20 protein-coding genes and 1 pseudogene are annotated in these 17,988 nt (G+C 52.5%); 9 read left to right on the top strand and 12 right to left on the bottom strand.

Going from position 1 to position 17,988, the window contains the following annotated elements:
• Positions 1–6: 6 nt before the first annotated feature.
• The 10 genes and pseudogenes from MNODULE_RS03710 to MNODULE_RS03665 form a co-directional block, all read right to left on the bottom strand.
• Positions 7–294, bottom strand: a complete 288-nt coding sequence (locus MNODULE_RS03710; RefSeq protein WP_168058128.1) for a hypothetical protein — start codon at positions 292–294, stop codon at positions 7–9.
• A gap of 108 nt (positions 295–402) precedes the next feature.
• Positions 403–627 (bottom strand): KTSC domain-containing protein, encoded by a 225-nt coding sequence (locus MNODULE_RS03705; RefSeq protein WP_168058127.1) that lies wholly within the window; start codon positions 625–627, stop codon positions 403–405.
• Positions 620–790 carry a hypothetical protein gene (locus MNODULE_RS03700; RefSeq protein WP_168058126.1) on the bottom strand — a complete coding sequence of 57 codons (171 nt, stop codon included), beginning with the start codon at positions 788–790 and terminating at the stop codon, positions 620–622. Before MNODULE_RS03700 ends, MNODULE_RS03705 begins: the two co-directional genes overlap by 8 nt.
• A 3-nt stretch (positions 791–793) precedes the next feature.
• The gene (locus MNODULE_RS03695) at positions 794–1,384 is read right to left on the bottom strand and encodes a Gabija anti-defense Gad2 family protein (protein ID WP_168058125.1); all 591 of its coding nucleotides are present in this window, start codon (positions 1,382–1,384) and stop codon (positions 794–796) included.
• Complete coding sequence (locus MNODULE_RS03690; RefSeq protein ID WP_168058124.1) at positions 1,381–1,626, bottom strand: hypothetical protein; 246 nt, start codon at positions 1,624–1,626, stop codon at positions 1,381–1,383. The genes MNODULE_RS03695 and MNODULE_RS03690 overlap by 4 nt, the downstream gene beginning before the upstream one ends.
• A gap of 440 nt (positions 1,627–2,066) precedes the next feature.
• Positions 2,067–2,258 (bottom strand): annotated as a pseudogene (locus MNODULE_RS25395) (DnaJ domain-containing protein); the annotation flags it as partial.
• Positions 2,259–2,457: 199 nt separating this feature from the next.
• Complete coding sequence (locus MNODULE_RS03680; RefSeq protein WP_168058122.1) at positions 2,458–2,724, bottom strand: hypothetical protein; 267 nt, start codon at positions 2,722–2,724, stop codon at positions 2,458–2,460.
• Positions 2,721–3,500, bottom strand: a complete 780-nt coding sequence (locus tag MNODULE_RS03675; RefSeq protein WP_168058121.1) for a pentapeptide repeat-containing protein — start codon at positions 3,498–3,500, stop codon at positions 2,721–2,723. The genes MNODULE_RS03680 and MNODULE_RS03675 overlap by 4 nt, the downstream gene beginning before the upstream one ends.
• Positions 3,501–3,542: 42 nt before the next feature.
• Complete coding sequence (locus MNODULE_RS03670; RefSeq protein ID WP_168058120.1) at positions 3,543–3,881, bottom strand: hypothetical protein; 339 nt, start codon at positions 3,879–3,881, stop codon at positions 3,543–3,545.
• The gene (locus MNODULE_RS03665) at positions 3,882–4,151 is read right to left on the bottom strand and encodes a hypothetical protein (RefSeq protein WP_168058119.1); all 270 of its coding nucleotides are present in this window, start codon (positions 4,149–4,151) and stop codon (positions 3,882–3,884) included.
• A gap of 117 nt (positions 4,152–4,268) precedes the next feature.
• Here MNODULE_RS03665 and MNODULE_RS03660 point away from each other — a divergent pair, with 117 nt between their 5' ends.
• The 4 genes from MNODULE_RS03660 to MNODULE_RS03645 all read left to right on the top strand — a co-directional run bounded on the left by MNODULE_RS03660 (position 4,269) and on the right by MNODULE_RS03645 (position 8,403).
• Positions 4,269–4,793: a helix-turn-helix domain-containing protein gene (locus MNODULE_RS03660; RefSeq protein WP_168058118.1), complete on the top strand. Its 525-nt coding sequence runs from the start codon at positions 4,269–4,271 to the stop codon at positions 4,791–4,793.
• A gap of 409 nt (positions 4,794–5,202) precedes the next feature.
• Entirely contained in the window at positions 5,203–5,721 is a 519-nt protein-coding gene (locus MNODULE_RS03655) for a hypothetical protein (protein WP_168058117.1), read from the top strand.
• A 4-nt stretch (positions 5,722–5,725) separates the two neighbouring features.
• Positions 5,726–6,883, top strand: a complete 1,158-nt coding sequence (locus tag MNODULE_RS03650; protein ID WP_168058116.1) for a site-specific integrase — start codon at positions 5,726–5,728, stop codon at positions 6,881–6,883.
• Between the two features lie 254 nt (positions 6,884–7,137).
• Positions 7,138–8,403 (top strand): ankyrin repeat domain-containing protein, encoded by a 1,266-nt coding sequence (locus tag MNODULE_RS03645; RefSeq protein WP_168058115.1) that lies wholly within the window; start codon positions 7,138–7,140, stop codon positions 8,401–8,403.
• On the opposite strand, the gene MNODULE_RS03640 is transcribed toward MNODULE_RS03645, so the two are convergent.
• Both MNODULE_RS03640 and MNODULE_RS03635 read right to left on the bottom strand, forming a co-directional pair.
• On the bottom strand, positions 8,393–8,836 hold the full coding sequence (locus MNODULE_RS03640) for a vitamin K epoxide reductase family protein (RefSeq protein ID WP_168058114.1): 444 nt from the start codon (positions 8,834–8,836) through the stop codon (positions 8,393–8,395). The two genes, MNODULE_RS03645 and MNODULE_RS03640, sit on opposite strands and share 11 nt — an antisense overlap.
• Entirely contained in the window at positions 8,826–9,545 is a 720-nt protein-coding gene (locus MNODULE_RS03635; protein WP_168058113.1) for a DsbA family protein, read from the bottom strand. The genes MNODULE_RS03640 and MNODULE_RS03635 overlap by 11 nt, the downstream gene beginning before the upstream one ends.
• A 305-nt stretch (positions 9,546–9,850) precedes the next feature.
• Between MNODULE_RS03635 and MNODULE_RS03630 the strand changes: the two genes are divergently transcribed.
• From MNODULE_RS03630 to MNODULE_RS03610, 5 genes are all read left to right on the top strand, one after another.
• Entirely contained in the window at positions 9,851–12,694 is a 2,844-nt protein-coding gene (locus MNODULE_RS03630) for a type I restriction endonuclease subunit R (protein ID WP_168058112.1), read from the top strand.
• Positions 12,691–14,130 (top strand): restriction endonuclease subunit S, encoded by a 1,440-nt coding sequence (locus tag MNODULE_RS03625; protein WP_168058111.1) that lies wholly within the window; start codon positions 12,691–12,693, stop codon positions 14,128–14,130. Before MNODULE_RS03630 ends, MNODULE_RS03625 begins: the two co-directional genes overlap by 4 nt.
• Positions 14,131–14,139: 9 nt before the next feature.
• Positions 14,140–15,735 (top strand): ATP-binding protein, encoded by a 1,596-nt coding sequence (locus MNODULE_RS03620; RefSeq protein WP_168058110.1) that lies wholly within the window; start codon positions 14,140–14,142, stop codon positions 15,733–15,735.
• A gap of 57 nt (positions 15,736–15,792) precedes the next feature.
• Positions 15,793–17,289: a type I restriction-modification system subunit M gene (locus MNODULE_RS03615; protein ID WP_168058109.1), complete on the top strand. Its 1,497-nt coding sequence runs from the start codon at positions 15,793–15,795 to the stop codon at positions 17,287–17,289.
• A 136-nt stretch (positions 17,290–17,425) separates the two neighbouring features.
• Positions 17,426–17,959 (top strand): hypothetical protein, encoded by a 534-nt coding sequence (locus MNODULE_RS03610; RefSeq protein ID WP_168058108.1) that lies wholly within the window; start codon positions 17,426–17,428, stop codon positions 17,957–17,959.
• The last annotated feature ends 29 nt before the right edge of the window (positions 17,960–17,988 follow it).

The following is a 17,988-nucleotide window of genomic DNA, read 5'->3' as shown; positions in this document are numbered from 1 at the left end:
GGTTGTTTACCTGCTAAACTTCTCCAGCCATTCTCCGTTCGAATCGACCAATTCGATCTCTCCGGATTCGAGCAATCCAGCTTGCAGGCTAAACTCCATTGCTGCCTCGTACACGTCCGTTCCACAGTAAAGCGGCTCGGACGTGCCTCCGGCCAGTCGAACAATCGCGTAGGAAACCCCCTTGCTGACCATCCAAGCGGCCGGAATCTTCATGTCGGTGACCCGACCAAAGAAGTCTGAACGGGCTCCATCACGACAGGCTTCGGCGCTTTCTTCCTGCCGTCGATCGGACATTCCTTTTCGATCAAAGCCGGAGCCCCCTCAACAATCACAAAATATTTTCCTTTCCCATCTACACAGATCGGACATTTTCCCCGTTTCTTTCTTGGCATTGCCCCCCTCCTATTTGATTTTCTTGAACAACTTTCCCTTGATTTTTGAAAAGAAAAATTTCCCGGCCGACGGCGACGACTTGAAATCTTCATACTCCTGGGGAGTAAAATCGGGATAGTCGTAAACACCACCGCCTTTAAGCTCAATGCGAAGCGTTTGTGTCTCCGGATCGTACCCACGCGCCGCGATATTGGTCGATTCAACCGGTTCCATTTGAAAAGATGTTTCACTCATCTGGTTTTCCCTTTTCCATAAAAGTTTCGTTCACCTCCGCCGGATCTCCGCTCATCCCGAGAAGCCCCTTAACAAACTCGGAAGCATTCTCGTGGTTCACCTTCCCTTGGGCGACCGCATCGACAAACCGGAGCGCATTGTTACCGTCAAGATTTCGTGGCATGGTTCAATCAAACCTCACAAATTTAGGTGTCCCATTCGGATAAAACTCGAAAACATTCTGAGATGGATCTTGAAGGTTCACCACCTGGATCGCCCTCGATAATTCCAAAAGCCCACCATTGCAAATGGTGTATCCCTTCTTGACGTACTTCTGAACCCGTTGCAGGGTGGAGAGGGGATAGGGAAGCTTGTTGATCACCAGTTTTTTGGAAGCCAAATCCATAAAGAAAGTTGGATGGTGGTAGACCTTCTCGTGATCGACCGCCGCACACGCGACGGTAAAATCGAAGGCTTCAATCGTTTTTGCGGGATCTTCGAAGTAATGAGAAGAGATAAGCTGAATCGTGTGGCCCTTAAAGTTAAAATTCATCACCCGGCCATCATCGAATGTGGGATTCCCGGCCTTCGCCTTCATGACCAAGACGGCGATATCAAAAGCGAGATGATCCGGGAAAAACACGTCAATGTCCGAAGTTGTTCTTCCGATCGAGAAGTAATCCCGCACCGCTCCGCCGGCGACCCAACAGTAAACCCCAAGATCATCGAGAATGACGGCCTTGAAGTAAGACACCGCTTGTTCGAATTGTGGAATCATGAATTTCCTCCCGGACCGTCTTCAAGTTTTTCCATCAACCAATCGATCCCGATCATCAACAACATTCCTGCAATCATCCCCGCGAGAAAAACAAAGTAGGTCCGCATGACCGGCCAGACCATCAGAGAGATACCGGTGAAGATGAACACGACCGCCAGCCAGAAAGCGAATATCTCAATCGGAGACATCCGAAGCTGGTACCGTGTTACATGAGCACCTAGGAAGAACGGTTGTTTTTTCATCGCCAGATTCCTCCGATGGTGAAGCGGTTCATGGGCTGCCCATAGGTCGGCAGATCCTCATCCACCTGATACTTGTAGTCATCGATGATCGTCAGGGCGATTTCGGCAATCTTGATCTGCTCTTCGAATTGAGCCTTCCCACCCTCAACGCTCCGGATCTGCGCTTCGAGCGACTGAATAAAAATGTTCTCCTGGGATTTCTTCTTGTGGGAAATTCGCTTCATGGCAGATTGGTATTTTCTGATCTGATTTTCCCCTCTCTTAATCTCACCCTTGAATTTCGAAATGTTGTTATGGACCCTCTCTTTCATCACGCTGAAAATGTCGGTGTGATTCTCGTCTACCTGCTCGATCACCTGAGAGAAGAGGTTCATCACCGCATGAACCGCCATATCCCGCGGCGTCTTCATGTTCCTCATGGCGTCCGGATCTTCGCCGGCGTCGTACCGCTTCCGCTTCTCTTCATCAATGAGGATGTCGTAGGCTTTTGTTAACTCGCCAAACTTCTCCGCCGCCTTCGGATCGTCCGGGTTATGATCCGGATGAACCTGCTTCGACTTCTTCCGATAGGCTTTTTTGATCTCTTCCGGGGTCGCTGTTTTTTCCACTTCGAGCTCTTCGTAGAGGGTCATGGTTATTTCCACAGAAAGAAGGTTTTGCGGATTGAGCGGGGCACGAGTCGGGCGAGGTCGTCACTCCCCTTCCCTTCTCGTGTCCCTGGGCTATTGTTGACCTCACTGTGGGAGCCAGGTAGCCCTATGAGGTTCAGGTTTCCACATCTGGATGACGGGTCCATGTGGTTATCTCCCCCCTCAATCCGCAAAACACTTTTCATCTTCGTCCCACCGCTGCCATCGGCACACCGCGCCGATCGGCTTCATCCCCCGGATACGTTCTCTTGTGCAGCCAAATTCGAAACCGTTCTTCGATGATCCGGACCGGGGAAGACTTCCCGGTGCCAACTTTTATAAACTCCCCCTCACCCCCAGGAACGGTGATCCGGCGAAGAATCTTGCGCTTGATGAAGTACCGAAGAGTGGCGGGTTTATAAAGCCCGTCAGTTAGTTCAGCCGCCTCCTCGATTGTCAATTTCTTCATGGCCGCACCTTTTCCGCTTCTTTAACCAGACCGATCTTTTTTAAATCCACTTCTCCGACAATTTTGACTTTCTTACATCGGAACTTCCCGTCTGTTCCGGTCGGAATCGCGGCGATATCTTTTGCTGTAAATTCGGCTATTAGAATCTTGTACCCTTCTCTCCATTCCTTCATGCACCAATCGAGCGTGGCAAGATTAATCCCGGCTCCGCAATGCTTGTTCGGATCTGTGTTCGCTTTTTTCTCTGAATATTCACCGTCCATCTCGTATTTGATCCCGCCGTTGTATGGCCCCTCACCATCGGCATTAACGAGTTTGTAGGCCCTAATCTTTCCGGGTTGATCCAACAACATCAAAAGAGGAGTACAAAGAAACGGGGAAAGGTTTTTCGCATAGCTGAGGTCCGCAGAGCTGAGGTCCGCAGAGCTGAGGTCCGCAGAGCTGAGGTCCGCAGAGCTGAGGTCCGCAGAGCGGAGGTCCGCAGAGCTGAGGTCCGCAGAGCTGAGGTCCGCATAGCTGAGGTCCGCAGAGCTGAGGTCCGCAGAGCGGAGGTCCGCATAGCTGAGGTCCGCAGAGCTGAGGTCCGCAGAGCGGAGGTTCGCATAGCTGAGGTTCGCATAGCGGAGGTCCGCATAGCGGAGGTTCGCAGAGCGGAGGTCCGCATAGCGGAGGTTCGCCCTTGCTTTAAGGGCCGCCTCAACAGCCAGCCTCCATGATTCCGTTTCAATCGAAAATAGTACCGAGCCGTCCCATCGTGATTTAATCTCGAATTTCATTGCCTCTATCCCCCACTCACCGCGTATCGGTTGTTATCTTTTTCACGCTCGTCGCCTCTCGTATGCCACCTGTCCGACAAAACCACGGCGCCGCTCCATAGGTGTCAGACGCTCGTCCGAAAATGTCTTACTCGACGTGGATCGAACGTGCATGTTAGAGATAAACCCTTGAAGCATTTTTTTCATTTCGGATAAAACGTATTCGGCTTCGGTGATTTTGGATTGAAGTTCAGGAAGAAGTATCAGCGCTTCGGGACCCTTTCGAAGCGCATCAGATTTTTGGATGGACAGCGCTTTACAGGCGTTGGCGAGAATTTGTTGTTCAGCGCCATTGAAGCGCGCCGTCTCGCGGGGTCCGTAGATTTCATCGTTGGAGTGCATTTAGGCGGCCTCCTCCAATTCCGGCCAGAGGGTCTTGACCTTCTTTCCTACAAGCTCGGCGACCGTGTTCATGATCGCTTCCGCTTTTGGGCCGGAAAGAAGTTTGCCGGAGATCACTTTCATGAAGGTCTGATACTTGACCGTCATTTTCAGCTTTTTCTCGACGGCTTCGTGCAGCTGCTTGTATTCGAATATTTCGACAGCCACCATCGCCTTAAATACTCTTTCGTTCGAGGTTTTTGTCTTTTTGGTTTGCAAAGACTTTCCCAATTTGCTACCCTCCATCTATTTCTCTATTTTGTAGATAAAACTGTTTGATGAACTGACTATATTCTAAATTGAGAATGTTGTCAACAAAAATCTTTCTTTTTTTAGAAAGTTTTTATTGTGCAGATTATTCAAGGGCTTACAGAAAGGCTAAAACTTCTTATCGCTGAAAAGTTCAAAGGAAAGCCGGGTAGACTCGCGCGTCTTGCCGGGATAAGCCCAGGAACTTTTCAGCGGTATATCGATGGAAGCAGCATCCCAGGAGGGGAAACTCTTTTTAAAATCCACGAAGCATCAGGGGTTTCGATTGATTGGCTTCTACTTGGAAAGGAGGTGACGCCCGAGGCAATCGACACGGAGGTCAAAGAGATCGCGGATCTCGTCTCGGAAAAAGGAAGGCGGGAAGAGTGGCTATCCTACGGCCGATATCTCGCCACAGGTGAAAAACAGATCACGCTTAGTCCGAATTTTTTGATGTTGCTTGAGAAGGTCCCACCAAATCAGCGACCGGAGGTAATAAGCGGATGGATAGAACAAGCGAAAAGAGCAGAAGAAGCGTTACGTTTGAGGGGTTTCGGACAGCCACAGCCCACCCCTCAGAAATCGAATCAGCCGAAGAAAGACAACGAAAAGAAGGCTCGATAAACCAACTTATCGAATTGGCCTCCTTTCTAAAGGCAGACGAGCTTGACCTATCTGTTGACCAGCTTCGACAAGATTTATTAAGGGCATATACATACTCCGGAAAAGTCTTTATTTCTTCAAGGTTTTTCTCATACGGTCCGGAAGCAAAAATTATCCAGTTTCCAAACACTCAAAAACAAAGACAATATACTGATGCAGAATACGCACTCCTAGAATCTCCGTACAATCGCCTTACGGAAATCTCCGATTTTTTCATGGTGGATATTATGAAGCAACCCATAAATATACGTAGGATGACGCTCGAAGCCTACGACATCATCCGGGGAGCCCGCCGGCGGGAGCCGCATGGAGGGAAAAGATGAGGTGGCAGGTTTTTGCGAATCCAAACTTTTACTAAGGGGAGGATGATATGCGTAAAGTGGTTTTTATTCTTGTGTCGATTATCACTGGGTGCGTCACCTCTGAATGGAATACAAGGGTAGAGAGAATCAGCAATTACCATAATGAATTAGCTTCCTCTGGTATACCGGAAGCGGTAAAGCAGATAAAGTATTGGGAAAGAGTTAAAGAGGAATTTCCGGAGCACAACGAAACACTGACCGGCTATATCGAGCTTTTAACCACTTTTGCTGAACGCGGAAAGGGCGGCAAATTTCTTTCAGAAGACCAGGCTTTGGCAAATGGGTTCGCCCAGCGTTTTTGGGATATTGCTTATGCTAGATATGAACTTAGGGAAGAAAGTAATAGGTATTCAACCAGAGACAATGGCCGGGCACTCATGGAGGCATCTGGAATGTTTCTCCAAATGCAGCAGCAACAACAAAGATCTTACGACGATTTAAATCGCTCCATCCGAGAAAGCGGGCCGATAAATTGCTATACCAAGCAGTGGCATCCAGACGGCATAATTCACACAACCTGTGACTGAGTAAATGGCCTACCTCGTCCTCAATCATCATGGTTTTCTCTCGATCCGCTTCCGCGTGAAGGTCGCCGGTAAGCTGATCCAGTGTTGCGAGGGAACGAAGATCCGCGCGAAGAAATCCGGCGACACCTTCATCCCCGACGATCCTCGCGCGTTCGAAGCGCTCGAGAAGTGGGTCCGCGATATCACCCATGAGATCGATGCCGGGGAGTTTTCCTATCTTCGCCACTTCCCCCAGGGGAACAAGGCAAAGCTGTTTAAACCGGGGGGCCCGCGGGTCTTCCGGGATCACGCCGAGGAGTGGCTGAAAAAGAAAGCGCCGCCCGAGCTGCGTCTCTCCACCCATCAATCCTATACCTCGATCACAAACTTTTACCTGATTCCGCTCTTCGGAGACTCCCCCCTTTTCCAGTTTTCAGAGAGTGTCGACCGGATTACCGAAGCGCTCAAGAAAAAGCTCGTTGACCAGAAGGCTTCTCCCAGGACGATGAAGTACACCTTTGTCGTTCTTCGAATGATGTTGAAGACGGCAAAGATCGACTTCCCGATTCCCCGCTTCTCAGGGGCCAACCGGCGCCGTCCGTTGGCCTTCTGTACCGAGGCCGAAAGAGACCTGTATCTTTGTACAGTAGATCCGTTTTACGAACCCTGGTTCTTTATCCAGTTTCACACCGGAATGCGGCCGTCCGAGCAGCTTGCGCTCCGGGAGAAGAATTTCGATTTTGCTTACAAGAGGATCGAGGTTTACAATGCGATCGTCCGCGGCGAGGAGGGGCCGACCAAAACGGACGGCGGACAGCGAACCATCGACATGGAGCCGGGGGTCGAAGCTGCCCTTTTTCGATGGATGAAGATTCGAAAGAAGATCAAAGCCGACCACGATCTTTTTTTCTGCCGGCCGAACGGTTTACCCCTCGATCAGGAATATCTCTCAAAACACGTCTGGCACAAATGGATGAAGAAAGCGGATCTCCGCCGGCGGGAGATGTATTCCACCCGGCACACCTTCGCCACCATCGCACTCACTCAGGGACGCTCCCCGGCCTGGGTCGCACAAACGATGGGGGACCGGATCGAGACAGTCTTAAAAAACTACTTTCACTTCCTGCCGGACCTGGGAAAAGTGGTGAACCGTTCACCACAACCCGATAAAAGACACCCATAAACCCAAAAGGTTTTTCGATATATTGTGGTCGAATTGATTGAAAATCTACAGGTAGTACGAGGGTTTAAAGAAAATTGGACGAAGAAGACTCTTAATCAGCGGGTCGAAGGTTCAAGTCCTTCACGGCTCACCAGATTTTAAACTACTTCGCCGGGCATCCTTCCATATAATAAGGGTGCCCGGCGATTTTATGATCCGGCCGTTTTCCTCCTGTTTCGGACCGCTGGAACGAACATTGATCTTTGGAGGTAAGGATGGTTTTTAGATGGTTCTTCGCCCTGCTCGCACTGATCTCTTTTCCCCTGACGGCGCACGCCCGGGAGGAGCCGTCGATCCGCTCGCTCCTGGAAGCGCTCAAGATCCCCTTTTCCGAGGAAGCGTTCCTCGAAGAAGTCCGGAAAGGAAATTCCGAAACGGTCTCCTTGTTTCTGGAAGGGGGGATGGGTCCGAACGTCCTTGATTCGAACGGCCGGTCGGCGCTGGTTTGGGCGGCGGGAAACGGACACGCGGCGATTGTGAAGCTGCTGCTTCAAAACAAGGCCGATCTTTGCGGCGGCGGCTCGCAATCCCCTTTGCTCTGGGCGGCCGCCAACGGCCGGCGGGAGGCCGTCGCGGCGTTGCTCGGGTCCGGCGCGCGGGCGTGCGAGCAAGATAAAACACGGATGACCTCGGTGGTGGCCGCCGCGCAGAACGGCTACGTCGATACGGTCGAGTTATTTCTGGAGGAAACCGCCGACGTCACCGAGGCGGAGAAGACCTCCGCGCTGGAGCGGGCCGCCGCCAACGGCCATCTCGACGTCATTCACCTGCTGCTCCACCACGGGGTCGCCGCCGATGCGAAGACGGCGCCTGAATTCAATCCGGTCGGAAGCGCCGCCTTCCGGGGCCACACGGAGATCGTGAAATTTTTCCTTGATCGCGGCGCCGATCCCAACGGCCCGGTCCCGGTCTACGGCGCCCCGCTCGGCGCCGCCGCGGGCGGGGGCCATCTGCAAACCGCCAAGCTGCTGCTGGAGCGCGGGGCGACGCCGACGGCGACGGCCCTTCGGTCGGCGGCCCAAGGAGGGCATCTGGAGATCGCCCGGTTGTTGCTGGATAAAGGGGTCGATGTCAACGCCGTCGACGCCGACAAGACACCGTTGATCGCCGCGATCGCCGGAAGAAAAACAAACATGCTGCCGTTGTTGATCGAACGGGGGGCCGATTTAAACGCCGGCGTCGGGTTCGTGGAGCCGCCGCTCCTTCTCGCCGCGCAATCGAGCGAGGCGGAGATGGTCCGGCTGCTCCTCAAAGGGGGGGCGAACCGCGACGTCCGGGGAAGAGACGGGCGCACCGCGCTGATGTGGGCGGCGATCAGCGGGCAATTGGAGATCGCCCGGGCCCTTGTTGAAGGGGGCGCCGATGTCCGCGCCAAAGACCAGATGGGGAGAACCGCGCAGGTCTATGCAAAAGAGCGGGGATTTGCGGAGGTGGTAAGGCTGCTGATGGAGGCGGAGAAGAAGAAGGCAATTACGGATTAGAAATAATTTGTCCCTCCCCTTCTCGAAGCGCCATCATCCCGGCGATGAACAAGACCGTCGAGGCGAAGGCCGAAAGCATGCAGTAGGGGCAGATTGCTTTGATCACGAAGAGCTGAAGATAGACGAACCAGACCGAGGCGACAAAGCCGACGGCGGTAAAGCCGGCGGTCATCCGGAGGATTCCGGGGCGGCGTGTGTCGAGGTAGGCGATGACCGAGAGAAAAACGGCGAGATAGTAGACGGCCCCCAGCAGCGCGAGCGGGACCCCGGCAATGGTAGCGTATTCGCTGGTGGTCACCGTCTCGCACCCGCCGAAGCGCCCGCAGGGGGGCGGGGCGCCGAGATAATGCTTGGCGGTCAGATACGCGGCGTCGACAAAGCCGATCAGGCTCGCCGCCAGCAGCAGGGCGACGATGATCCGCTTAGGAGGCATCGGTCATCGCTTTCTCGATCAGATTCTTGAATGGATTGTAGCCGCGCGGGTTTTGGATTTTTACCCCGTTGAGAAAAAAGGTCGGCGTCCCATCGACCCCCAGCCGGTCGCCGGAGCGTCGGTCGGCTTCGACCGCCTGCCGGACCTCTTTCGAATCGAGATCGGCTTCAAAGCGTTCCATGTCGAGTCCGAGCTCCCGCGCGTAGCCGACAAAGAGCGGCCGGGCGCTTCCGACCTTCTCGGACCAATCCTTCTGCTGATTGAAAATCAGGTCGTGCATCTGCCAGAACTTTCCCTGCTTCCCGGCCGCCTCCGCCGCCTGTGCGGCCAACTCCGCATGGGCGTGGAAGCCCAACGGATAGTGGCGGTAGACGATCCGGAGCCGGTCATTGAATTCGCTGTTCAGCTCTTTGAGCAGAGGATAGTAGGTCCCGCAGGAGGGGCATTGAAAGTCGCTGTATTCGACCAGCGTCACGGGGGCATTCGGATTCCCTTTGATCCACTCGTCTTGTGAAATCTCGGTGAGGGTTGCATCGGGGCGGCCCGCCACTTCGCCCGATGGCGGCGCCGCGATCCAGACGACGCCGATCACCACCGCCATCACGCCGGCGATCACCGATGTCCAGAGCGCCATCCGGGAGCGGGCCCGTTGCGCCTTGCGTTCTTCTTTAGACACCCGCGCTTTTTCTTTTTGCTTTTTGTTTGCCATTCCTTCCCCTTTATTTCAGTTCCTAACTCTTCATTCCTAATCGACTGATTGCCTCTTCCAGATTCCTAATTGAACGATTCCTAATTGATCATTGGTCCAGTATACCCCAGGTTTTTTTGTTCTTAAAGTGGGCCATGACGGGGTGAAATGTTCCGGGTTTTGACTGATAGGCGCTCGGCTTTAGAAATATTTAAGGCTTAGGGACAATGAGTGCCATCTATTTCCTTGCGCTTTTCTTTCCGATTTTCTATATTAAACCATTCGTTTCATCCCCCAGAGAAATACCAGGAGCGGCAAATCCCATTATGACGAAACCTGAAGAGCAGGCGCGTCAGCGGATCGACGCCACTTTGAGGGCCGCGGGATGGTTGGTGCAACGCCGCGATCAGGTCAACTTGTATGCGGGCCCGGGCATTGCGGTCCGAGAATTCCCTTTGGCTTCGGGTTATGGATTTGCCGATTATCTTCTGTATGTCGACGGGAAAGCAGCCGGCGTGATCGAGGCGAAGAAAGAAGGGAGCACCCTCACCGGCGTCGAAATTCAATCGGCGAAGTACAGCGAGGGCCTTCCCGCCGGTCTCCCGGCGCATTGTCGGCCGCTCCCATTTCTCTACCAAAGTACCGGAATCGAGACCCGCTTCACGAACGGCCTCGACCCGCAGCCACGCTCTCGCCCGATCTTTGCCTTTCACCGGCCGGAGACGCTCGCCGCATGGTTGACCCAGGAGAAAAAAGATCCATTTCAAAAACGGGCTGACCAGCATGGAAACAGTCTCGCCGCCGAACCTGCTGCAGCCGAACAGATTGAAACATTTCTCTCGCGCGTTCAGGAGATGCCGCCGCTGATCACCGACGGCCTCTGGCCCGCGCAGATCAAGGCGATTGAGAATCTGGAGCGCTCGCTCAAAGAAAATCGCCCCCGCGCCCTCATCCAGATGGCGACCGGCTCCGGAAAGACCTTCACCGCCATCACCTTTATCTACCGCCTCATCAAGTTTGCCGGGGCGCGGCGCATCCTCTTCCTGGTCGATCGGGGCAACCTCGGCGATCAGACCCTCAAAGAGTTCCAGCAGTATGTCTCGCCCTACAACAACTTTAAATTTACGGAAGAGTTCATCGTCCAGCGGTTAGCCAACAATACCCTCGACACCACCGCCCGAGTCTGCATCAGCACCATCCAGCGCCTCTACTCGATGCTCAAGGGAAGAGAGCTTTCGGAAGAGGATGAAGAAACCTCGGTCGCCGGACTGGAGCGGATCTTCAAGAAACCGGAGCCGATCGAATACAATCCGGCGATCCCCATCGAGACGTTCGACATCATCGTCACCGACGAATGCCATCGGTCGATCTACAACCTCTGGGCGCAGGTGCTCGAATATTTCGACGCCTACCTCATCGGCCTCACCGCCACGCCGAACAAACAGACCTTCGGCTTCTTCCACCAGAATCTCGTGATGGAGTATCCCCACGAGCAGGCGGTCGCCGATGGGGTCAACGTCAACTACGATGTCTACCGCATCCGCACCGCGATTTCCTCGGCGGGGTCGAAGGTGGAAGCGGGCTATTATGTCGAGAAGCGCGAGCGCGAGACGCGCAAGACCCGGTGGGAGCAGTTGGAGGATGACTTCGCCTACAACCCCGACCAGCTCGACCGCGATGTGGTCGCCCCCGATCAGATCCGGACGATCGTCAAAGCCTTCAAGGAAAAGCTCTTCACTGACATCTTCCCCGGCCGGACCGAAGTTCCGAAGACGCTGATCTTCGCCAAGGATGACAACCACGCCGAGGAGATCGTGAAGATCGTCCGCGAAGAGTTCGGCAAAGGGAACGAATTCGCCCAGAAGATCACTTACCGGACCACCGGCGAGACGCCGAAAAATCTCATCAAAGCTTTTCGGAACAGCTATCAGCCTCGAATCGCCGTGACGGTCGATATGATCGCCACCGGCACCGATATCAAGCCGGTCGAGATCGTCTTCTTCTTTCGCGCGGTGAAGTCCCGCTCCTTCTTCGAGCAGATGAAGGGGCGCGGCGTCCGGATCATTTCGCCCGACGAGCTGAAGCAGGTCACGCCGGACGCGACGCTCAAAGATCACTTCGTGATCGTCGATGCGGTCGGGGTCTGCGAGCAGGACAAAACCGATTCGCGTCCGATGGAGAAGAAGCCGAGCGTCTCATTCGAGAAGCTCCTCCAGGCGGTCGCCTTCGGCAATACCGAGGAGGATGTTCTCACCAGCATCGCCGCGCGCCTCGCGCGGATGGAGCACCGCCTCAGCGTCGATGATCAAAAACAGATCGCTCAAGCAAGCGGCGGCCTCACGGCGCAAGCGCTCAGCCACCGGCTGGTCGAGGCGGTCGACCCCGACCGCCACATCGAACAGGCGCGGATCGATTGCGGTCTTTCCGCCGACCAACCGCCCGATGAAGAAGCGGTTCGCGCGGCGGCGGAGCGGCTTCTCAAAGAGGCGGTCCAACCTTTCTATGATCCGAAGCTCCGGGGGTTGCTGGTTGAGATTAAAAAGAAAAACGAGATCACGATCGATCACGTCAGCCAGGACAAAGTGATTGAAGCCGGGTTTTCTCTGGCGGCGCTCGATCGGGCCAAAGGGATCGTCCAGAGTTTTGAGAAGTTCATCCAAGAGCACAAAGACGAAATCACCGCCCTGCAAATTCTCTACAGCAAGCCGTACAAACAGCGCCTTACCTTCGAGGCGATCAAGGAACTCGCCGCCGCGATTGAGAGGCCGCCCTATCTCTGGAACGAATCGCAGCTCTGGCAGGCGTATGCCGCGTTGGAGAAATCAAAGGTGAAAGGGGCGAGCGGCAAGCGCATTCTCACCGATCTTGTTTCCCTCGTCCGCTTCGCTATCCATGAAGATCGAGAACTCGTTCCATTCCCGGAGCGGGTCAATGCCAACTTCAATGCCTGGATGGCTAGTCAAGAGCGTGGCGGGAAGAAGTTCACGGCGGAGCAGCGGCATTGGCTGGAGATGATTCGGGATCATATCGCTGCGAACCTGAGCATCGAAGCGGAGGATTTCGACTATGCGCCCTTTGCGCAGGAGGGCGGGTTGGGGAAGGTTTATCAGGTGTTTGGTGACGAATTGAATACGATTATTGAAGAATTGAATGGGACGTTGGCAGCGTGAAAACAATTCCTTTTGGTATTCCCAATAATTGGACTTGGGCAACGATGGGAGATATTGCCGACGTCGTTGGAGGGGGCACGCCTCGGACAAATAATCCGGAAAATTTCGAGGGTGGTGCAATCCCCTGGATTACACCCGCAGATCTTTCGGGCTACACGGCAAAATATATTAGTCATGGAGAGCGCTTTATTACAGAAAGGGGTCTTAAATCTTCTTCCGCACGTATGGTGCCTTCAGGCACCGTCTTGTTCACGTCACGCGCACCTGTCGGGTACGTCGCAATCGCAAGTAATGAAGTCTCTACGAATCAGGGCTTTAAGAGCTTTGTTCTAAAGACCAAGGATATTCTGCCTGATTACGTCTATTGGTGGTTAAAAGGGAATAAAGATCTTGCTGAGAGTTTCGCAAGCGGAACTACATTCTTAGAACTGTCCGGCTCAAAAGCAAAACAGATTCCAATTCCTATTGCACCTTATGATCAACAAAAGTACATCGTCGCGGAGATCGAAAAGCAATTCTCTCGCCTCGATGAAGCCGTCGCCAACCTCAAGCGGGTCAAGGCCAACCTCAAGCGCTACAAAGCCGCCGTCCTCAAAGCCGCCGTCGAAGGCAAACTCACCGAGCAGTGGCGTAAAGAGCACCCGGATGTGGAACCCGCAAGCAAGCTTTTGGAGCGGATTATTGCGGAAAAGAGTTATGTGAAAAAATACCAGCTAACCATGAAGGACAAAAAGAAGGAATCACCAAATAATGAATGGAAAGAGCAATTTGACGGAACGGAGCCTCCGGATGTTTCAACTTTTAGTCCTCTTCCTGAAAATTGGTGCTGGGCACAAGTAGGGGATATAGGGCATGTCCAATTGGGTCGTCAGAGGGCGCCTAAATATCATTCAGGCCACAACATGCGTCCTTATTTGCGAGTACAGAATGTATTCGAAGATCGTATCGATCTAGAAGATGTAATGGAAATGGACTTCTCCCCTAGAGATTTCGAGAAATTTAAGTTGGAACCTGGAGATATTTTATTGAACGAGGGCCAGAGCCCTGAGCTACTTGGCAGACCAGCAATTTATCGGGGAGAGCTTCCAGGTGCATGCTTCACGAATACCCTCATTCGATTTCGTCCTCACATTTTGTTGGGATCAGAATACCCCATGTTAGTATTCCGGTCTTATATGCGGTCTGGTCGGTTTACCCGGATAGGAACAATTACAACGAATATTGCACATCTAAGCGCAGGTCGTTTTGCTAAAGTTGAATTTCCCGTCCCTCCAGCTGAGGAGATAAAGAAAATTGTCAATGAGGCTGCACGGCAATTATCTGCAATCGATGTGTTTGAGAAGGAGACGGAGCAGGCTCTAACCCGGTCCAATCGCCTTCGACAATCCGTCCTTAAGAAAGTATTTTCGGGTGGGCTCATACATGTGACTAGTTGAGGAGCAACCATGAATCACGTTACTCAAAAACGCGAATCCTCGATGCTCGACGGCACACCAGACAAACGATTGTTCTGGTCAATCATTAGTGATTATGATATTCAAACTGCCTTATGCGAGCTCATCGACAATGCACTTGATTTATGGAGAGCTACCAGCCCACGTGACGCACTGATTATAGACATTACCCTTGATCCGGATCGGCAGCTAATTTGCGTTAAAGATAATGCCGGTGGGGTCTCCAAAGAAAATTTGCGGGTACTCATTGCCCCAGGAAGCAGTAGTAACAGTCCTGATTCTGAGACAATTGGTATTTTCGGAGTTGGAAGTAAGCGGGCGGTTGTAGCATTAGCCGAGAACACAATAATCAAGACTCATAAAAAGGGAGATAAAACTTATCAAATTGACGTTACTAAGGACTGGCTTGAATCGCCGGATTGGGAGATCCCAGCATATGAGATCCCCGATATCCAAGAAGGTGTAACTTCAATTGACTTATCTGCGCTTCGTAAAACATTTAGCGCTTCAGATGTCGAACTTTTCAAACAACACCTTGGCGAGACGTATAAATGGTTTCTTCAAATGGAAACCTGCTCCATTTCCCTTAACGGCGAGTCTGTGAAGCCAATAGATTTTGAGAATTGGACGTTTCCACCTGGGTACTCGCCTCAGCAAGTTACCTCCGAGGTGGAGTTGCCAGGCTTAGGAAAGGTTGCAGTTGCGATTACTGCTGGATTAATTTCCGATCGCGATCCTGTATTAGACAACTATGGCGTGTACTTCTACTGTAACCAACGTTTAATTGTCAAGGAACTTAAAGCTCGAGAGGTTGGCTACTTTGTAGCGTCGGAAGCAGGTGTGCCTCATCCGGATGCCTCCCTCTGTCGTGTAATCGTACGCCTGAATGGAAAAGCAAAGCTAATGCCATGGAATAGTAGTAAGACTGGTATTAATTTTAGTCATCCTCTATTCCAAGCGATTCGACCCTGCTTGATTCAATTAGTAAGCCACTTTAGCTCGCTCTCACGTCGTCTTAAGAACGACTGGGAAGAGGCAGTATTCAAGTTTACCCAAGGTCAGGTTCAGATAATAAGTGGGGCATTGGTTCCCCAAGGAAAGAGACTAATTTTACCACCCCTTCCTAAGGTAAACACTCCCCATGTCGAAGCCCTGAAAGCAAAAAATGAAACGAAGATAGCCAATCAACCTTGGACATTAGGCTTGGTAGAATCAGTTGCTGCGGTCACTATTCTGTTCCGCCAAAAGCTCGAAACAAAAAACCGAATTGCCCTGATACTCCTCGATAGCAACTTTGAGATAGCTTTAAAAGAATTCATTGTACATCGCGATGACCTGTTTCCTCCAAAGGAGTACACAGATTCAAAAATAAAACAATTATTTGCCTACAGACCGGACGTGATCTCTGAAGTATCAAAGAAGGTGACCATACCAGCAACACTCCTAGTCAAGGTGAAGCACTATTATAGTCTAAGGAATAAACTTATCCACGAGAGAGCTACTGTTGAAATCACGAATACGGATGTTGCCAACTACAGCGGCACGATTAGAGAAATTTTAAAAATCCTTTTTGATTTGGATTTGTGAGGTGCCGATGTTTAAGTTTCTAAAACCAGTTCAAGCTATTGCTTCTAGGGTGGATGAATGAGTGCCATCGTTCAAAAACTCTGGAACTACTGCAATGTCCTGCGCGACGATGGAATGAGCTATGGCGATTATGTCGAGCAGTTGATCTACCTGCTCTTCCTCAAAATGGCCGATGAGCGGACGAAGCCTCCCTACCATCAGCCGAGCTCCGTCCCGGAGAAGTTTAGCTGGCCGACTCTGCTCAAGAAAGACGGCGATCAACTGTTCGATCACTACCGCCACGTTCTTGAAGAGCTTGGCAAAGAAAAGGGCCTGCTGGGGCTGATCTTTGGAAAATCCCAAAACAAGTTCCAAACACCTGCGCGATTGGAGCGGCTCATTAAAGATTTGATCGATCGGGAGAACTGGTCGGCGATGAGCGCCGATGTGAAAGGAGATGCTTACGAAGGGCTGCTGGAGAAGAATGCACAAGACATCAAATCGGGCGCTGGTCAATACTTTACCCCGCGGCCATTAATCAAAGCGATGGTCGATGCCGTTGCTCCCGAACCGGATGAAACGGTCTGTGATCCGGCCTGCGGCACGGGCGGGTTTTTGCTGGCAGCGCACGATTACCTGCTTCATCACAATCCCAACCTCACGAAGACAGAGAAGAAAAGACTCAAAGGAGAAATCTTCAAAGGCTGGGAAATCGTCCACGGCGCGGCGCGGGTCTGCGCGATGAATCTGCTGCTTCACGGCATCGGAAGTGAGCAGAATATGCCGATTGTTGTCGGTGACGCCCTGGCGAAAGATCCGGGAGAACGCTTCGATATCGTCCTCACCAATCCTCCTTTCGGAAAGAAAAGCAGTATCACCGTGGTCGGCGCGGAAGGGGAAGTCTCCAAGGAAAAAGAAACGTACGAGCGGGATGACTTTTGGGCGACGACCTCCAACAAGCAACTCAACTTCCTCCAGCATGTGAAGTCGCTTCTCAAGCAAAACGGACGCGCCGCAATCGTCGTTCCCGATAACGTGTTGTTCGAAGGGGGCGCCGGTGAGACGATCCGCCGCAAGCTGCTCCACGAGTGCGAGGTCCACACGCTGCTGCGCCTCCCCACCGGTCTTTTCTATGCTCAAGGGGTGAAAGCGAACGTCCTCTTCTTCGACAAGAAGCCCGGAAGCGAAACGCCCTGGACAAAAAAGCTCTGGATCTATGATCTGCGGACCAACATGCACTTCACTCTCAAGACCAATCCGCTGAAGCGTGAAGACCTAGACGAATTCGTCACCTGCTACAACCCGAAGAACCGCCATCACCGCAAGCCAACCTGGTCCGAGAAGAATCCGAGCGGCCGCTGGCGCGCCTACGGCTATGACGAACTCGTCAGCCGCGACAAGGCGAGCCTCGACATCTTCTGGCTCAAAGACGAAACCCTCGAAGCCTCCGAAAACCTCCCCGAACCGGGCGTGATTGCGCAAGAGATTGTTGAAGATCTTGAAGCTGCCTTGGAGCAGTTCAGGCTGATTGCAAGCGATTTGAACAGCGAGGTTACAGAGGAGAGCCCGAAGTAAAAGGGACCTTTTGCTCCCGGTACGGGAGTAGTGCGGTGGTAGCGTAATAGCTTCCCAAGCTCTCGATCGGTCGGGATAAGTCTGCTCTTGGCTCATGTAGGAGGAGTTCATAAAAAAAGTGTTTCTGCGGAGACAAATGATTGTATATGGTCGGGCAAGTCGCTGGTTATTCAGATTTATTCTCATCGGAACCTTTCTTTTAATCATCAACAAAACCGCTTTTGCAGAGGAACCGCCGCAGAGCAAAATATATCCCTTTCGGCTCGGCGTGGGACTGGGCGTCCCCTACGGCGTGCTCGGATTTAATCTGAGTTTCCGCGTGAATGATTTGGTGGAGGCAAGCGGCGGATACGGCTCTGCAGGCGACGGATTTAAGGGCTGGGCCGTCGGAGGAAGGATCTATCCCTTTCCAGAGCTAAAAAGGTTCCGGCCCCGGCTGGCGGCCTTTTATGGCGTGATCGGAAGGGTAACAACAACTACGGACAACACCAAGAGGACAATTGATGTTTTCGAAGGATTCGCCCTTGGGGGCGGATTCGAATGGAAATTCTTCTCGCGTCACAGCCTCGATCTCGACCTGTTTTACGCCACCGGTGAACCACCAGCTAAGTATGGTTTTGAAAACGATAGGTTTTTTATCATTTCCTTCGGATATGGCTATCACTTTTAGTTGGAAGCTGCCGCCGATCAAAATTTCAT

This window comes from Candidatus Manganitrophus noduliformans, from assembly GCF_012184425.1.
Taxonomy (GTDB): domain Bacteria; phylum Nitrospirota; class Nitrospiria; order SBBL01; family Manganitrophaceae; genus Manganitrophus; species Manganitrophus noduliformans.
The sequence above is the reverse complement of the archived record's forward strand: the minus strand, read 5'-3'. Positions and strand labels throughout refer to the sequence as shown.

What these genes read in the sequence shown, in the direction of transcription:
- MNODULE_RS03690 (WP_168058124.1), bottom strand. Translation starts at nt 1,626, where the DNA reads ATGAAAAAACAACCGTTCTTCCTAGGTGCTCATGTAACACGGTACCAG.
- MNODULE_RS03610 (WP_168058108.1), top strand. Translation starts at nt 17,426, where the DNA reads ATGATTGTATATGGTCGGGCAAGTCGCTGGTTATTCAGATTTATTCTC.
- MNODULE_RS03620 (WP_168058110.1), top strand. Translation starts at nt 14,140, where the DNA reads ATGAATCACGTTACTCAAAAACGCGAATCCTCGATGCTCGACGGCACA.
- MNODULE_RS03700 (WP_168058126.1), bottom strand. Translation starts at nt 790, where the DNA reads ATGCCACGAAATCTTGACGGTAACAATGCGCTCCGGTTTGTCGATGCG.
- MNODULE_RS03635 (WP_168058113.1), bottom strand. Translation starts at nt 9,545, where the DNA reads ATGGCAAACAAAAAGCAAAAAGAAAAAGCGCGGGTGTCTAAAGAAGAA.
- MNODULE_RS03615 (WP_168058109.1), top strand. Translation starts at nt 15,793, where the DNA reads ATGAGTGCCATCGTTCAAAAACTCTGGAACTACTGCAATGTCCTGCGC.
- MNODULE_RS03705 (WP_168058127.1), bottom strand. Translation starts at nt 627, where the DNA reads ATGAGTGAAACATCTTTTCAAATGGAACCGGTTGAATCGACCAATATC.
- MNODULE_RS03645 (WP_168058115.1), top strand. Translation starts at nt 7,138, where the DNA reads ATGGTTTTTAGATGGTTCTTCGCCCTGCTCGCACTGATCTCTTTTCCC.
- MNODULE_RS03630 (WP_168058112.1), top strand. Translation starts at nt 9,851, where the DNA reads ATGACGAAACCTGAAGAGCAGGCGCGTCAGCGGATCGACGCCACTTTG.
- MNODULE_RS03680 (WP_168058122.1), bottom strand. Translation starts at nt 2,724, where the DNA reads ATGAAGAAATTGACAATCGAGGAGGCGGCTGAACTAACTGACGGGCTT.
- MNODULE_RS03710 (WP_168058128.1), bottom strand. Translation starts at nt 294, where the DNA reads ATGTCCGATCGACGGCAGGAAGAAAGCGCCGAAGCCTGTCGTGATGGA.
- MNODULE_RS03655 (WP_168058117.1), top strand. Translation starts at nt 5,203, where the DNA reads ATGCGTAAAGTGGTTTTTATTCTTGTGTCGATTATCACTGGGTGCGTC.
- MNODULE_RS03695 (WP_168058125.1), bottom strand. Translation starts at nt 1,384, where the DNA reads ATGATTCCACAATTCGAACAAGCGGTGTCTTACTTCAAGGCCGTCATT.
- MNODULE_RS03675 (WP_168058121.1), bottom strand. Translation starts at nt 3,500, where the DNA reads ATGAAATTCGAGATTAAATCACGATGGGACGGCTCGGTACTATTTTCG.
- MNODULE_RS03640 (WP_168058114.1), bottom strand. Translation starts at nt 8,836, where the DNA reads ATGCCTCCTAAGCGGATCATCGTCGCCCTGCTGCTGGCGGCGAGCCTG.
- MNODULE_RS03650 (WP_168058116.1), top strand. Translation starts at nt 5,726, where the DNA reads ATGGCCTACCTCGTCCTCAATCATCATGGTTTTCTCTCGATCCGCTTC.
- MNODULE_RS03670 (WP_168058120.1), bottom strand. Translation starts at nt 3,881, where the DNA reads ATGCACTCCAACGATGAAATCTACGGACCCCGCGAGACGGCGCGCTTC.